The organism is Bacillus sp. z50 (assembly GCF_058313585.1).
This window is the reverse complement of the sequence record NZ_JBZFQL010000004.1, coordinates 215,338-230,488: the sequence shown is the minus strand read 5'-3', so window position 1 is coordinate 230,488 and position 15,151 is coordinate 215,338. Positions and strand designations below refer to the sequence as shown.

Here is a 15,151-nt window from a genome sequence, read left to right as displayed (position 1 = left end):
GAGATAGAGCCGGAACATAAAAGTTCCGGTTTATTTGTATTAGTTCTTTTCTAATAGTATATTGCTGATATCTCAATAAAAAAAGACAGCTTTTGTGCTGTCATTACTTTGTTTGAAGCCCCTAGCTAGCATACTAAAAAATATATTAAATTTTATTTAAGATTTTTTTCAATTCGGTCAAGACGTTGTTTAGTCTCCTGTATATCTGTTTCTATCAGCTTTAGTTTTTGCTCAACTATTTTACTGTTAGTTAGATAACGCTTAAAAATCTTAACAATATATATAATAGCGATAATAATTAAAATCATTACCGCCAATAGAAAAAAAGGTAAAACATTCGTAAAGATATCTACAAAATTCGATGTTTCCACCTCTGGCTTTACTGTTTCCACTATAGTGTCACTCCTTTACATAGTATTTTTCTATAAGTCCATTAATTCTACATTAAACATTGTTATGGATTAACCTCACTTCAACCTGAGTTACTCTTTCTATGATCCCAAAGGGTTAAAATTTCTTTCTCAATTTCCTGCATAATATCATATGCACCTTTAGATTTGTTAGAACATATTACGGCTGTGATTGACATCTTAGGATAAAATGCCGAATGGAAACTAACTCCCGGGTCATAACTCATAATATGATATTTGAAAATCTCATCATTATGTTTCTCTATCCATACTCCGTAATAGCTGGTGAATTGTTATACCCTTTTCAAAGTTCGGGAATTGAATATTAAGACAATCTTCTAATTTCATCTCCCATTTCTGTGTTTTGGTTCTTATGGTTGTTTATGCTTAGTGAAAAAGCTGAACAAAGCAAAAATATGAATGCTAACCCAACTCCAACTAACATTGAATATCCGAAAATGTTTTTTAGCGCCATACCACCTGCGATACTTGCAACAAATAGCAACAGAAACATCACTGTGTAGTTCTTCAATTTAAACACCGCCTTACCAATATTATACAACAATCAGTAGGAAAACAGATTTTTATAAAAAGTATGACATCTAATGTATTAAAACATTATATTAATGGGAATGTTTTTTCTAACGAATAAATACGATATAATGGGGAATAACCGAATATGAGGAGAGGAGGATACAATTGAAATCAAAATTACATTTTTGGACATTGGAAATCTTGTTACTGTTATTGATTATATTCGTAAGTACAAAAATTTCCTTCTTATTTAATCCGATTGGGATCTTCATATCTACGCTTTTTTTCCCAATTTTGATTTCAGGATTTCTGTTTTATTTATTAAATCCACTTTTAAAATTTATGATAAAGCGGAAAGTACCAAAAATCATTGGAATCTTGATCGTATACATAGCCCTGATTGGTTTATTTATATTTGGTGGAGCAACAGTTGGGCCAATCGTTTCGAATCAAATAACAGATATAGTCGAGAATACGCCTAAAATCATTGATGATATTGGAAGAATCATTGAGGATGCATCTGATTCCCCTTTGGTTAATTATGTAATTCAACAGGATATAGTTAAAATAGACGAACTGAAGGACAGATTGCTTGAATTCACAACCACTGTGACAAAGAATATAACGACTGGAGTCTCGGCCGTCTTCTCCTTTATCACAAATCTGACATTAATTATCATAACAGTTCCGTTCATCCTGTTTTATATGTTGAAGGATGGGAATAAACTTCCCAATGCAATCATGAGATTTTTACCATCTTCTTTTAGGAAAGAAGGAATGGTTATTATTCAGGAAACCTCTGAGACATTGGCAAGCTATATACAGGGACAAATTATTGTCTGTATTTTTGTCGGTACGTGTTGTTTTATCGGTTTCTTAATACTGGATTTACCATATGCACTGACGCTGGGATTAGTAATTGCAATTACAAACATTATTCCTTATGTAGGCCCGTTTATTGGGGCTGCACCGGCAGTGGTAGTCGGTCTATTCCAATCGCCGCTAACAGCTATTTTGGTCATCTTAGTGATTGTAATAGTTCAACAAATTGATGGTAATCTGATTTCTCCGTTGATTATTGGGAAATCACTTAATATTCATCCATTGACCATTATCTTGATATTATTGGTTGCAGGAAGTTTAGCTGGTATAATGGGGATGATATTAGCCGTGCCGACCTATGCTGTTGTAAAAACGATCACCAAAAATATTGTAAGGCTCTATAGATTGTATAAGACGAAAACGACTGTTATAACCGAGTAATGATTGAGCAGGACCTGTTAAGGTTCTGCTTAATTTTGTTTTCCTGAAGTAAATAAGCTAGCTCGAAAGGATCTTGTAGCTAATCAGGAGAAGAGGCATACATTATAAAAACCGCTTCTCTAAGGAAATTAAATTCCAATTTGGAGAAGCGGTTTGTTGGTTGGTGTTCTATAAATAATTTAAATATTAAGAGAAGAGGACATTATCTTCTTCAGCGACGTTTTTTTGTGGTATACCGATTATCTGATATTCTTTAACCTTTTGCTTAATTTCAACATAATGGATATGATGGTCTTCCATATCGATGATGGTTACTTCATATCCTTCGAGGTCAATCGTATCCCCCAACTTGGCATCATAATTTTCGGTTAGAACCCATCCGCCGATTGTATCAATATCTGAGTCATCCAAATTAGTTCCAAGCAAGTCATTAATTTCACTGATAAGTACTTTTGAATCAACGATATAGGAGCCGTCTGGATTTTTACGAATCTCAGGTATCTCGTCAGCATCGAATTCGTCGCGGATTTCTCCAACAATTTCTTCAACTATATCTTCAATAGTGACTAAACCTGAAGTTCCGCCATACTCATCCATCAGAACAGCCATGTGAATGCGTTCAGTTTGCATCTTGACTAATAAGTCATGAATCGGCATGGTATCTAAGACACGGATTATCGGCCTAATGTAGGGATCAAGAGTGACAGTTGTCACCTGTTTATGCTGGACGATATCTGTCAGTATTTCTTTTACATTTACTAATCCAATGATGTGATCCTTATCTCCATCAATAATAGGATAACGAGTGAATTTCTCAGCATGAAATACATCAATAAATTCCTTTACGAGGTCATCTTTTGATAAGGAAATCATTTCTGTTCGTGGTACCATAATTTCTTTTGCAATTCGGTTATCAAATTCAAATATATTGTTCACATATTTAAACTCAGATTGATTAATTTCGCCGCTCTTCAAACTCTCAGACAAAATAATTTGCAGTTCTTCTTCTGTATGTGCAATCTCATATTTTGATGCGGGTTCAACTCCGACTGATTTGGCAATCAGCCTTGCTGACCCGTTAAGAGCCCATATAAAAGGATACATGATTTTATAGAAAGTCATAAGTGGCTTTGAAGTAAGAAGAGCAATTGATTCCGCTTTTTGAATGGCAACAGTCTTTGGTGCCAATTCACCAATGACTACGTGAATAAATGTAATTAACATAAAAGAGAGAATGATGGTCAGTGTTTTGGCAACAGCATCCGGTAATGTCAAGAATGATATTACTGGAGATATGATAGTGGCAAAGGTTTCTTCTCCGATCCAGCCAAGTGCCAGTGCTGTCATCGTTATGCCAAGCTGACAGGCAGACAAGTATTCATCCAGATTTGTGATGATTTTTTTTGTACTTATTGCCTTTTTATTTCCTTCTTCTAGTAATTGATCTATCCGTGAAGAACGAATTTTAACAATTGCGAACTCCGATGCAACAAAAAATGCGGTTAATGCAATCAAAATGGCTATAAAAACCAAATTCCATATGTCCAATAAATTTCCTTTAACCGTTTATGACGGTCAAGGAGTCACCTCCTGTAGTAATAAGCTGCTATCAGCTAAATGGTTTAAATATAAAAGATCGACTATATGAATGTTTTTGGTCATCAACTTCCCATGTGAATCACCCCTTGGATTATAAAAGAGAAGTATTTGAAAAAGAGTTATTACTATCCATTATATTAAATTTATAAATGAATAGCATTTGTTTTTATTCCTAATTTAATAATTTGACTATATTTTCAATAAATATGAAATTTGGGACTATCTTTTTTTCAGCAATTTAGTAAAATTTAAGTTGTGGAATTATTTACATAAGTAACATAACTATAGTGTTATTTACATAAAATCAGTTAGTGAATAAAACAGATATAAATGTCAAATAAAATGCTTGTATTTTGGTTTGAGGGATTAATATAAGGGTATATTTGTATGGATTAGTATAAATTAGAGGTGGAGATAGTGTGTATGGATATCGTATCTAAATTTAAGGTGCAGGGAGTTATCATTGAAAAGACAAAATCACGTAATGAAATATTTTCAAATGTATTTATTTCAGGGTTCTCTGATTTGGGTCATGAATTAATGGCTGAGGAAGCATCTGAGTCCAAGAAGGAAGTAGAACTAAAAAGTCATTGATCAATCTCATACATACATATTAGTTAAAAATACGATCATTTCACAGAAGACGCATGTATGCGTCTTTTTTTGCTGTTGTATGAGGATATTCAGAAAGGACGGAAATATAAAAATTATATTTATGTAATCAAGGGACAAAACGAGGAAAAATAGGCCCTCACTCAAGCTAAGAGTAAGATTGTACACACCTCCCTGTAATTCTTTCCATTGTCATCTTAGGAATAATCTACTATTATTATATAGAAATAAGAAAAACCATTCTAATTTGTGGGATGTTTTTTCGTTAAATTCTCCTTTTATGTGGAGTATAGTAGATTTTTTCTAATAGATAATTGAAGGAGGGCATCTATGAACCTTACAGTTAAAATTATATTAGGATTGTTTTTTGGTGCGATTGTTGGATTAATGCTTAACATTTTTTCACCTCAATCATTTGAAATCTTAAATGCTTTAGTATTTTCACCAATCGGCAGTCTGTTCATTAACGCTATTACCATGCTGGTTGTTCCTATTGTACTTATCTCAATTACTCTAGGTACGGCGGGTTTAGGGGATCCTAAAAAACTCGGCAGAATTGGTGGTAAAACCATTCTTTATTTTCTTTCAACGACTGCATTTGCTATCACAATTGGTATATTCCTGGCCTTAGTCATTAAACCAGGGAACGGAGGTAATTTTGATATTGCCTCAGCTGAATATACAGCCACTACAGCCCCTTCTATAACTGAAACTCTCATTAATATCATTCCAAAGAATCCAATTCAGGCAATGGCGGATGGAAATATGCTTCAGGTAATTGTAATGTCTATTTTCTTTGGGATCGCAATTACGGCTCTTGGAGAAAAAACAAAAGGTATTATCAACCTTTTGGAGCAAGGTAATGAAGTACTGATGTATTTAGTTAACCTAATTATGAAGGCAGCACCTTATGCAACATTTGCCTTAATAGCAACTGCTGTCGGAAGCCAAGGTCTTCCGGCTATTAAAAATATGGGTCTTTATATGATCGTAGTTCTTTTGGCATTATTGGCTCATACAATTGTCATATACGGGGGAGCGATTGCAATATTCGCGAAACGTAATCCAATAGAGTTTTTCAAAAAGTTTTTCCCAGCTATGACAGTCGGGTTTAGTACTTCGTCGAGCAGTGCAACTTTGCCGGTAGCTATGGAGCTTACACAAAAAGAGCTGAATGTACCAAAAAGTATCAGCAGCTTTGTGCAGCCGCTTGGCGCTACCATTAATATGGATGGAACTGCTATTATGCAAGGGGTTGCTACTGTATTTATTGCCCAGGCATATAGTGTGGACCTTACAATGACGCAATTAATTACTGTCATCCTGACAGCTGTTCTTGCAAGTATTGGAACAGCAGGTGTGCCGGGTGTAGGATTAATCATGTTGACTATGGTTCTTGGCCAGGTTGGCCTTCCAGTTGAGGGTGTAGGTTTGATCCTCGGTATTGATCGCTTACTTGATATGACGAGAACAGCAGTTAATATTACTGGAGATGCATCTTGTGCTGTAATTATTGCCGAATCTGAAAAGAAACGTGAAGAAAAAGAAGATAAAGCAGATACAATAAAAATAGAAGAAATGACTGCTTAGTTAGATTTGGATTAATAATACTTGCTAATGTATGGAAAAATTAGTACGATGTAAGAAATGAATAGTATTCCACAAGGGGAGCCTATGGCTGAGAGTGAACGATCGAGTTCTGACCCTTCGAACCTGTTAGTTAGCACTAGCGTAGGAATGTGGCTGAATGAATGTAATGTAAGCAATGCGAGCCATTTTTGTGCGAGCATTGCTTTTTTGCATTTTTGGATGCCCGATCAAGATGGAGGTTACGATTCAGGAGCTCTTGATTAGAAAGGGGAAGTAAGATGAGAAACAAACGATTATTATTTATGGTGGAGATTGCTGTTTTTTCTGCTTTGGCATTTATTTTTGATTTGTTGGCCACTGTTGTATCTTTTAGTTTATGGCCGCAGGGTGGCAGCGTGTCAATCGCTATGGTACCTGTTTTTTTAATGGCTTATCGATGGGGTGTTAAAGGTGGCGTAACCACAGGATTACTGTTGGGTTTGCTACAAATTCTATCAGGAACTGCTTATATCATGCATCCTGTACAAGGTTTTCTCGATTATATTGTCGCTTATACGGTTGTTGGCTTAGCTGGGATTGTATTTAAATATGCAGATAGAGAACGAATTGGCAAAAAGGATATTAAAACATCAGGTATTATTGTTTTAGGAATACTACTGGGAAGTACGATGCGTTTTTTTGCACACTTTATTGCTGGAATGGTTTTCTTTGGAACTGGCGCAGCAGATGGCCAATCAGTCGCAGTTTTCTCATTGTTTTATAATTTATCCTATATGCTGCCAAGTGTTATTGTAAGCGGAATGGTAATGATGCTATTATTTGCAGCAGCACCACGGGTTATCTTGCGGAAATCTGTACATCATTCCTAAAAAGATTAATAATTTGAATTTAGGGCTCTCGACATAGTCGAAAGTCTTTTTGAGTTTTTCTCATTCCATGTACTTGAACCCGACCCATCTTGGCTTCGCTCCTGAAAGAGTTATAGTTCTATCGTCCTTTTTAATTAATAGAAAGCAGTTTTTTGTAAAAAGAAGAAGAGAATATAAAAAAATTAGTAAATTTATACATAATAATACCTATCTTCCATTTATTTCTATTATAATGATAGTAGTGAACATTAAATTTGGAGTATAAATATTATATTTTATATTGATGGGAAGTGGGATGATTATGAGTAAGGATGAAATTATTCGTCTAATATCTGAACGTATGCGATTAATCCGTGTGGAAGTTGATTATACACAAGACAAGATGGCCGAAATAATCGGTATTTCTAAAAAAACATTGGTACAAATTGAAAAAGAGCGTAATGAAGCAAGCTGGACTACTGTCGTGGCTGTCGTTTCATTATTTCGTGAAACATTAACAGTGCAGACTTTATTTGGCGGGGACCCTCTCGAGGTCATTGAAACGGTTTCAAGAGAAAGAATTGATTACAGGAAAGAAAAAATGCTTGGCGGTAAGGTATGGTGGAAAGATATTCTTAATGATGGCGGGTATGTTCTGCAGCAAAATATGATTAGTGAGCACTATCGTATTTTAGATGGGGATCAGTATCGAATCTATAGTTCATTAAACGAGAATGATGCACATAATAAATATAAAGAATTGGTTAATAAAGTGTTGCAATAATACTCTGATATTGAGAGATTCCTGTTGAACGTACGTTTGTATGAAGTTGCCTGGAATGTCTCTTATTTTAGTTTGATGATTTTTTTAGATTTGGATTTTCTAGCAAAATAAATGGCCTCCTTTTGCTCTCTATGAGGCAGGAGGCCTTATATAGTTAAGGAACAATTAATTATTTTGCCACTAACACAGGACATGAGGCATTTTTAATGATTTTTTCAGAGATATTGCCGAGAAACAATTTACGAAGACCGGTAGTGCTGCTATTGCCGACAATAATTAAATCGACTCCCTCTTTTTCAGCATATTGAAGAATCATATCATCAATTGTCCCTTCAAGTACTACAAAATGTGAATGGATAAGATTATTACCTTCCAAGCTGTTTACATAGCGTTCAATTTCCTCAAGTCGATTGTTATTCGCAGAGTTATTGTTTATTAAAGAATTAGTTTCTGGAACGATTGCCTGCCCCTGGCTGGAGTCTGCGTAAAATGTGCTATTGGTTGAGGCTACAAATGTATTCTCAGGAATTAATCCTTCATTATTTTCTTCATAAACATAAACTACTGATAATAAGGAGTTCTCTTTACTCTTACAAAAATTTAATCCCATTGATAAACCCAATTTAGCCGAATCTGAGCCGTCGAACGCCACCAATATATGGTTAAACATATAACTCAGTCCCTTCATTTTATTTGCACTCGTTATTATTTATCCTTTATTTGGCTTTTGGAAACATCAGGCAAGGGAACCTGTCAATCCAATATCCTATATAGTGACCTTATGCCTTAAAAGAGTAGGTATGTTATTTTTGGGATAATTTGGAAAATTAGTCTTAATTTGTTGTGAAATAGGGTCAAATCAAGATTACCTATTTAGAAGTTCGAAAAATAGATAAATATGCCAAAAGACCAATGGTCATACCAGCAAATATCTTGTATTCTTGTATTATAGAAAAAAGAGGTGATGAGGATGTTAGATGAAAAACAACCCCAGGATATTCACCCAATTATTAAAAAATGCTTAACTCACTTGGATGTTTTGGGAGCAGATGTAAAATTAAAGCAAATTGTTTATATGTATATGGAAACATTGCATAAAGAAATTGGAAACTCGAATAATGAGATTAACAAGTGAAAGATATAGGTAAACCTAAAACAACTGTCTATCAGTTGTTTTTTATTTTTTGTGTATAATATGTAACAATGGATAGAAATTTAGTTGATTTTTAGAGAGGATGAGAATTGGATGGGTTATAAGTTTTTAAAAATATTTGACCATTCTCGTTTAGTACACATTCTTCTGCTTGGTCTATCGTTCATAGCCCTTATCATAAGTTCATTCCTTTATCTGCTCTTAAATCAGGAAGTTGATTTGTCTCATCTGAAAACTGAGCTTATGCAGCCAACCATCATTTATGATATGGATGGAGAAGAGGCTAGTAAAATTTCAGCAAATAAGACAGAAGGGGTTTCAATTAATCAGATTCCAGAGCATGTGATTGATGCTGTTATATCAATAGAAGACCGACGTTTTTATGAACATAGTGGGATTGATTATATAGGGATTATTCGAGCAGCATATGAGAATTTCACTGCAGGAACTGTTGTTCAGGGTGGAAGTACTATCACGCAGCAACTAGCAAAAATAACACTTTTAACGCCTGAACAAACCTTGAAGAGAAAGCTGAAGGAGGTTTCGATAGCCAGCCAGATTGAACGTGAATACTCAAAAGATGAAATCATGGAGATGTATTTAAATCAAATTTATTTTGGGCATGGCGCTTGGGGAATTCAAAATGCCAGCAAAGTATATTTTGGAAAAGAAATCGAAAAGGTCAATCTATCTGAGGCAGCTTTGTTAGCTGGTTTAATACATGCTCCCTCTGTTCTGGATCCTTATAAAAACTTTGAGGCGGCAAAAAAAAGGCAAGAAGTAGTGTTGGTTCAGATGGAAAATAGTGGGTTTATTACGAGTGAAGAGAGGGAATCAGCAGCTGAAGAAGAAATAAGTTTCACAGAGTTAAGCGATCCCTTAAAAGGAATGTTTCCCTACTATGTTGACCAGGTGATTATGGAAGCTGACAAAACATATGGAATAAAGCAGGACGAGTTGTTAACAGGTGGATATAAAATATACACAGAACTAGATCAAGGTATGCAGGAAGATATGGAAGAAGTATATAAACAAGATGATTTGTTTGCAAAAGGTTCAAATGCAGATGAATTAGTACAAAGCAGTGCCGTTTTGCTTGATCCAAAGACTGGCGGTGTCAGAGCCCTTATTGGGGGAAGGGGAGAGCATGTTTTTCTTGGATATAACAGAGCGACACAATTAAAAGCCCAGCCAGGTTCAGTGATGAAGCCCCTCGCAGTTTATACACCTGCCCTTGAAAAAGGATATAAACCTACAGATTTGATTAAAGATACGGAGATGGAATTTGCAGGAGGTTATTCACCGAAGAATTATAATGATCAGTATGAAGGAGAAGTTCCGATGTTCGAGGCTGTGTATAAATCGAAAAATATCCCTGCAGTCTGGCTTTTGAATGAAATAGGCATACAAGCTGGAATGGATTATGCAGAGAAATTTGGCATTAAACTTGGAAAGAATGACCGAACACTGGGTCTTGCTTTAGGTGGGCTAAACGAGGGAGTATCTCCACTGCAGATGGCTTCAGCCTATTCTGTATTTGCAAATGGAGGTGTACGTCAGGAAGCACACCTTATCCGGAAGATTGTAGATGCGAGCGGCAAAGAAGTTGCTGTCTTTAAAGGGAAAAAAATTAAAGTAACGACCAAGGAAGTAGCAAAAAATATGACTGCCATGCTAAAGGGTGTGGTTGATTATGAAGGTGGAACTGGAACAAATGCAAAGGTTGAAAATAGAGATATCGCTGGAAAAACAGGTTCAACTCAGGTAGATAATGTGTCTAGACAGGACGCGGTAAAGGACCAATGGTTTGTCGGTTATTCTCCCAACCTCGTTGGTGCCGTGTGGATGGGCTATGATAAAACAACAGCCAATCAGTATCTTTACAAAGATAAAATAAGCGGTGCAAATATTGTTTTTCAGGAAATTATGACAAAAGCCTTACAAAATGTCGAAAATCAAACATTTGATGTTCCAACAATAGATGATATGGAAAAGGAAGTAGAAAAGAACCGTTTTAAAAACTATTGGATTGAGCAAAAGGAAAAGATTCAGAAAAACTTTGATGAATGGATCAATCGCTGGAAAAATTAATTAAAAAATAAGTTGCCTTCCATATTCAATAGGAATGAAAAAAGCCCATTTGAAATCGTAAATTTTACGGTCTCAAATGGGCTTTTCTACTATGCTGTAATTAAGACATAGAGGGTGTTAACTCAGTATTTTCTGTCAGACATATTGTTTCGATTTGCTCAATTGCCCCTTGAGCATTTTCGCCTTTAACAAGGACTTTAACATGTGCATCCGTACCTAATGTTAGGAAAAAAGCTGTTAAAGAAGAAATATCCTTTACGTTAATTTCTTGTGTATTCCTTACCAATTTGATTGTTCCATTAAAGTTTTTCGCATATTGTGCTATACACATTAATTGTGGAAGTGTTATTTGTTTTTGAATGGAAAGTTCAGAAGAACCGATTTCATATTTTTGCATTTTGTCTCACCTTTTCCTCTGTTATTGAGCTAATTTATATACTATTTACCCTGTGTTAAATTAATTAAACAAAATATAGATAACGTGGGAAATTAATGATGGATTGGAATCAACATGAGTGATAGTCATAGAATTGTAAAATATTTTCATTTTTTAACCGGTCAGCCCAGAGTTAAATGTGCTATTTTTATCATTATAAGGATATGAGGAGGTAGGGAAAATGATTGATTATACTGTAACGCTTGCTATAGCTAGTATCATGACTTTAGGCTTTTTTATCGGGCACATGCTTTGGGATGCGTAAACCTAATATCTCCTAAAAGCTAACAGTCAAGGGGGCTAGATTTAAGCGCTATCATTTGACCATCTGCTATAATAGAGAGTATGTTCTTAATAGTAAGATAATACTTTATAGGGGATGATGAAGGTGGAATATCGGATTGAAAAAGATACGATGGGAGAAGTGCGTGTTCCAGCTGATAGCTATTGGGGGGCTCAAACAGAGCGTAGCCGCAACAATTTTAAAATTGGACAAGAATTAATGCCAATTGAGATTGTATATGCCTTTGCCCACCTAAAAAAAGCCGCTGCTTATTCCAATTTTGATTTAGGTAATTTATCGGAAGAAAAAAAGAATGCGATATCATACGTATGTGATGAGATTATCGCAGGAAATTTAAATAGTCAATTTCCTCTAAAAGTTTGGCAAACTGGAAGTGGAACCCAAAGCAATATGAATGTGAATGAAGTAGTAGCACGTAAAGGGAATGAATGGCTGGAGAATAATGGGTTTGAAGTAACGCTGCACCCTAATGATGATGTAAACATGTCTCAAAGCTCCAATGATACATACCCAACGGCTTTACATATTGCAGCTTATGAAACTATACATAAAAATGTTTTGCCTGAAATTATTGCTTTTAGGAAAGTACTTCAAGAAAAAGAGCAGGAGTTTATGGGAATTGTTAAAATTGGACGTACTCACCTGCAGGATGCTACACCATTAACACTTGGCCAGGAAATAAGCGGATGGAGATTCAGTTTTGAACGTTCAGAACAGATGATTAGGGAAAGTGCCGAGAAGCTGCTTAGCCTTGCGATAGGAGGTACTGCTGTTGGTACAGGCATTAATGCCCATCTCGAATTTGGGGATAAAACAGCGGGATATATATCTGAACAAACCGGTTATAACTTCATTTCTTCACCAAACAAATTTCATGCATTGACCAGCCATGATGAGATTGTTTATGCGCATGGTGCATTAAAAGCTTTGGCTATGGATGCGATGAAGGTGGCCAATGATATACGCTGGTTGGCAAGCGGCCCTCGCAGTGGTATTGGGGAGATTACCATTCCTGCAAATGAACCTGGGAGTTCGATTATGCCTGGTAAAGTAAATCCGACGCAAAGTGAAGCTTTAACAATGGTAGCTGTTCAAGTATTGGGAAATGATACATCCATTGGATTTGCTGCAAGCCAGGGGAATTTCGAATTAAATGTATTTAAACCCGTGATTGCTTATAATTTCCTGCAATCTGCCAGATTATTGTCAGATTCGCTTAAATCCTTCAGGGTTAATTGCCTGGTTGGACTTGAGGCTAATATTGAAAGCATTCAAAAAAATGTAGAGTCCTCCCTTATGCTCGTAACGGCACTAAACCCGCATATAGGCTATGAGAAAGCAGCTGAAATTGCTAAGCTTGCCTTTAAAGATAACAGTACGTTAAAAGAAACAGCCTTGAAATTGGGTTATTTAACTGAGGAAGAATTTGATCAATGGGTAAATCCAAAAGATATGGTCAAACAAAAATCCTAAAAACATTCGTAACCCCCTTCCGAATTGTTCGGAAGGGGGTTTTAGCCATTTTATATGAAATTTTTAATTAAGATTGAGATCTGCCGCTGATTTGTTGTTCACCCATACGAACAAGTCTTTTTGTGATTTCCCCTCCAACAGATCCGTTTGCGCGAGCTGTTGTTTCAGCACCAAGTTGTACTCCAAACTCAGTAGATATTTCGTATTTCATTTGATTGATTGCTTCTGCTGCACCTGGAGCAACCAATTGATTAGAGTTATTGTTTGAGCTGTTTTGAGCCATGATGTTAATCTCCTTTAAAAAAATGATTTATTTGGCTGGGTCAGTCGGATTTGAACCGACATACAGGAGATTATCGTATGAAATCTCCTAAGCCCTAAACGGCTTGACCCATTGATGTGAGTGCGTCTTTCTACTAGCTAGTATGGAAGGTCACACTTTAATTTATACATAGATATAAAAAGGTAAAAGCTGGAGTTGATAAGATTCGTAAGGGTGTACAAGCAGGAAAATATTATCTGGATTCCATGAACATAAAAAATCTCATGGGTGAAACGCTAAGGAAAAGAAAAGGTTTGGAGAGGATAATATGGAATGTCCTTTATGTAATGGTCTAACTTCTATAGAATACTTATGTAAAAATTGTGATATAAATATGGAGGACTTTGGGAAGGTAATGGATTACTATGACGACTATAGTGCATACCTGGAAACCAATATACAAAAACAAACGGACGGAGATCCTCAATCGGTAAGACAAAATATATGCAAACATCTTTTATCCTGCAGTCAATGTGGAAACGACGAGGTAGTATCTATTCACGAAATGTATATTTGAGAATAATTATAATTCCTGAAAACTGAATTAAAGCCATATCAGGAAACAAAAAAGCCAAAATCCCGAGAGATTTGGCTTTGAGTTTTTATAATTAATTATGGGCGAATTCTTAACTCAGTGTCTTTATCAAAGAAGTGTGCTTTGTTGATATCTAATCCTAATTTAATGGTATCCATTGGACTGATATCAGAACGGGAATCGATACGTGCTACGATGGATTGACCTTCAATTTGAGTATAGAGCATCGTTTCAGCACCCATTAATTCTGCCACTTCAATTATGCAGCTGACTGTAGTTTCTGGGGATGCATCCATGAATATAGGTTCATCATGGATATCCTCAGGACGAATGCCAAGGACAACGTCTTTACCTATATAGTCTTGTTTACGCAAATAGCTTAATTTACCTTCAGGTACGGCGATGCGAGTGCTGCCGGTTACAAAATATCCATCTTCTAATTTCCCATTAATAAAGTTCATGGCAGGAGATCCGATAAATCCACCTACAAAGATGTTTTCTGGATTTTCATAAACGTCTTTCGGTGCACCGACTTGTTGGATGAAGCCGTCTTTCATAACTACCAGACGAGTAGCCATTGTCATTGCTTCTGTTTGGTCATGTGTTACATAAATTGTAGTTGTATTTAATCTTTGATGAAGCTTAGCGATTTCAGCACGCATTTGTACGCGCAATTTAGCATCCAGGTTAGACAAAGGCTCATCCATAAGGAAAACTTTTGCGTCACGAACGATAGCACGGCCCAATGCAACACGCTGACGTTGACCGCCGGAAAGAGCTTTTGGTTTACGATTTAAATATTCCTCGAGACCAAGAATACGTGCTGCATCTTTAACGCGGCGATCGATTTCAGCTTTATCAAATTTACGAAGCTTTAGTCCAAAAGCCATATTATCATATACACTCATATGAGGATATAATGCATAGTTTTGGAAAACCATTGCAATATCACGGTCTTTTGGAGGTACATCATTCACGCGTTTATCATCAATATAGAAGTCACCTTTAGAGATTTCTTCTAATCCGGCGATCATACGTAAGGTTGTGGATTTACCACATCCAGATGGACCTACGAAAACGATAAACTCTTTATCTTTTATGTGTAAATTAAAATCGGTTACTGCAGTTACCTTATTATCATAAACTTTATAAATATTTTCTAATTTTAACTGAGCCATCTTTAAATGTCCTCCTTGA

General features: G+C 35.8%; 15 protein-coding genes, 1 pseudogene and 1 riboswitch. Of the genes and pseudogenes, 8 read left to right on the top strand and 8 right to left on the bottom strand.

The features are described from left to right. Positions 1-152: 152 nt before the first annotated feature. From AC4G3N_RS13790 to AC4G3N_RS13780, 3 genes and pseudogenes are all read right to left on the bottom strand, one after another. On the bottom strand, positions 153-392 hold the full coding sequence (locus AC4G3N_RS13790; protein ID WP_066101977.1) for a hypothetical protein: 240 nt from the start codon (positions 390-392) through the stop codon (positions 153-155). 80 nt (positions 393-472) lie between these two features. Next, positions 473-688: pseudogene (locus AC4G3N_RS13785) on the bottom strand (hypothetical protein); the annotation flags it as partial. Positions 689-735: 47 nt separating this feature from the next. Beyond that, the gene (locus AC4G3N_RS13780) at positions 736-942 is read right to left on the bottom strand and encodes a hypothetical protein (protein WP_066101973.1); all 207 of its coding nucleotides are present in this window, start codon (positions 940-942) and stop codon (positions 736-738) included. Between the two features lie 167 nt (positions 943-1,109). On the opposite strand from AC4G3N_RS13780, the gene AC4G3N_RS13775 reads away from it, so the two are divergent. Continuing rightward, the gene (locus AC4G3N_RS13775) at positions 1,110-2,207 is read left to right on the top strand and encodes an AI-2E family transporter (protein WP_066101969.1); all 1,098 of its coding nucleotides are present in this window, start codon (positions 1,110-1,112) and stop codon (positions 2,205-2,207) included. A 186-nt stretch (positions 2,208-2,393) separates the two neighbouring features. Here the strand turns inward: AC4G3N_RS13775 and AC4G3N_RS13770 are convergent, their stop codons facing one another. Next, complete coding sequence (locus tag AC4G3N_RS13770) at positions 2,394-3,755, bottom strand: hemolysin family protein (RefSeq protein ID WP_077247972.1); 1,362 nt, start codon at positions 3,753-3,755, stop codon at positions 2,394-2,396. Positions 3,756-4,229: 474 nt separating this feature from the next. Here AC4G3N_RS13770 and AC4G3N_RS13765 point away from each other — a divergent pair, with 474 nt between their 5' ends. The 4 genes from AC4G3N_RS13765 (at position 4,230) to AC4G3N_RS13750 (ending at position 7,640) form a co-directional block, all read left to right on the top strand. Then, a complete protein-coding gene (locus AC4G3N_RS13765) occupies positions 4,230-4,400 on the top strand; it encodes a hypothetical protein (RefSeq protein ID WP_175354230.1) in 171 nt (56 codons plus the stop codon). Positions 4,401-4,748: 348 nt separating this feature from the next. Beyond that, complete coding sequence (locus AC4G3N_RS13760; RefSeq protein ID WP_066101967.1) at positions 4,749-6,008, top strand: dicarboxylate/amino acid:cation symporter; 1,260 nt, start codon at positions 4,749-4,751, stop codon at positions 6,006-6,008. Between the two features lie 64 nt (positions 6,009-6,072). Then, positions 6,073-6,173: riboswitch (TPP riboswitch) on the top strand. Positions 6,174-6,286: 113 nt separating this feature from the next. After that, the gene (thiT, locus tag AC4G3N_RS13755) at positions 6,287-6,877 is read left to right on the top strand and encodes an energy-coupled thiamine transporter ThiT (RefSeq protein WP_066101964.1); all 591 of its coding nucleotides are present in this window, start codon (positions 6,287-6,289) and stop codon (positions 6,875-6,877) included. Positions 6,878-7,178: 301 nt separating this feature from the next. Further along, entirely contained in the window at positions 7,179-7,640 is a 462-nt protein-coding gene (locus AC4G3N_RS13750; protein WP_066101963.1) for a helix-turn-helix domain-containing protein, read from the top strand. Between the two features lie 169 nt (positions 7,641-7,809). Here the strand turns inward: AC4G3N_RS13750 and AC4G3N_RS13745 are convergent, their stop codons facing one another. Further along, positions 7,810-8,310 carry a universal stress protein gene (locus AC4G3N_RS13745; protein ID WP_066101960.1) on the bottom strand — a complete coding sequence of 167 codons (501 nt, stop codon included), beginning with the start codon at positions 8,308-8,310 and terminating at the stop codon, positions 7,810-7,812. A gap of 300 nt (positions 8,311-8,610) precedes the next feature. Between AC4G3N_RS13745 and AC4G3N_RS13740 the strand changes: the two genes are divergently transcribed. Together AC4G3N_RS13740 and AC4G3N_RS13735 are read left to right on the top strand one after the other, a co-directional pair. After that, on the top strand, positions 8,611-8,775 hold the full coding sequence (locus AC4G3N_RS13740; RefSeq protein ID WP_175354229.1) for a hypothetical protein: 165 nt from the start codon (positions 8,611-8,613) through the stop codon (positions 8,773-8,775). 111 nt (positions 8,776-8,886) lie between these two features. Further along, entirely contained in the window at positions 8,887-10,884 is a 1,998-nt protein-coding gene (locus tag AC4G3N_RS13735) for a transglycosylase domain-containing protein (RefSeq protein WP_066101956.1), read from the top strand. Between the two features lie 100 nt (positions 10,885-10,984). Here the strand turns inward: AC4G3N_RS13735 and AC4G3N_RS13730 are convergent, their stop codons facing one another. Continuing rightward, positions 10,985-11,281: an HPr family phosphocarrier protein gene (locus AC4G3N_RS13730; RefSeq protein ID WP_066101953.1), complete on the bottom strand. Its 297-nt coding sequence runs from the start codon at positions 11,279-11,281 to the stop codon at positions 10,985-10,987. A 427-nt stretch (positions 11,282-11,708) separates the two neighbouring features. Between AC4G3N_RS13730 and fumC the strand changes: the two genes are divergently transcribed. Further along, entirely contained in the window at positions 11,709-13,097 is a 1,389-nt protein-coding gene (gene fumC / locus AC4G3N_RS13725; protein ID WP_491090344.1) for a class II fumarate hydratase, read from the top strand. A gap of 67 nt (positions 13,098-13,164) precedes the next feature. Here fumC and AC4G3N_RS13720 read toward each other — a convergent pair whose 3' ends face one another. After that, a complete protein-coding gene (locus AC4G3N_RS13720; RefSeq protein WP_066101945.1) occupies positions 13,165-13,380 on the bottom strand; it encodes an alpha/beta-type small acid-soluble spore protein in 216 nt (71 codons plus the stop codon). 651 nt (positions 13,381-14,031) lie between these two features. Next, a complete protein-coding gene (locus tag AC4G3N_RS13715; protein ID WP_066101941.1) occupies positions 14,032-15,132 on the bottom strand; it encodes an ABC transporter ATP-binding protein in 1,101 nt (366 codons plus the stop codon). Positions 15,133-15,151 lie beyond the last annotated feature (19 nt).

Excerpts from the sequence above, each read along its gene's own strand:
- AC4G3N_RS13765 (WP_175354230.1), top strand. The coding sequence starts at position 4,230 with ATGGATATCGTATCTAAATTTAAGGTGCAGGGAGTTATCATTGAAAAG.
- AC4G3N_RS13760 (WP_066101967.1), top strand. The coding sequence starts at position 4,749 with ATGAACCTTACAGTTAAAATTATATTAGGATTGTTTTTTGGTGCGATT.
- thiT (WP_066101964.1), top strand. The coding sequence starts at position 6,287 with ATGAGAAACAAACGATTATTATTTATGGTGGAGATTGCTGTTTTTTCT.
- AC4G3N_RS13750 (WP_066101963.1), top strand. The coding sequence starts at position 7,179 with ATGAGTAAGGATGAAATTATTCGTCTAATATCTGAACGTATGCGATTA.
- AC4G3N_RS13745 (WP_066101960.1), bottom strand. The coding sequence starts at position 8,310 with ATGTTTAACCATATATTGGTGGCGTTCGACGGCTCAGATTCGGCTAAA.
- AC4G3N_RS13740 (WP_175354229.1), top strand. The coding sequence starts at position 8,611 with ATGTTAGATGAAAAACAACCCCAGGATATTCACCCAATTATTAAAAAA.
- AC4G3N_RS13735 (WP_066101956.1), top strand. The coding sequence starts at position 8,887 with ATGGGTTATAAGTTTTTAAAAATATTTGACCATTCTCGTTTAGTACAC.
- AC4G3N_RS13730 (WP_066101953.1), bottom strand. The coding sequence starts at position 11,281 with ATGCAAAAATATGAAATCGGTTCTTCTGAACTTTCCATTCAAAAACAA.
- AC4G3N_RS13720 (WP_066101945.1), bottom strand. The coding sequence starts at position 13,380 with ATGGCTCAAAACAGCTCAAACAATAACTCTAATCAATTGGTTGCTCCA.
- AC4G3N_RS13715 (WP_066101941.1), bottom strand. The coding sequence starts at position 15,132 with ATGGCTCAGTTAAAATTAGAAAATATTTATAAAGTTTATGATAATAAG.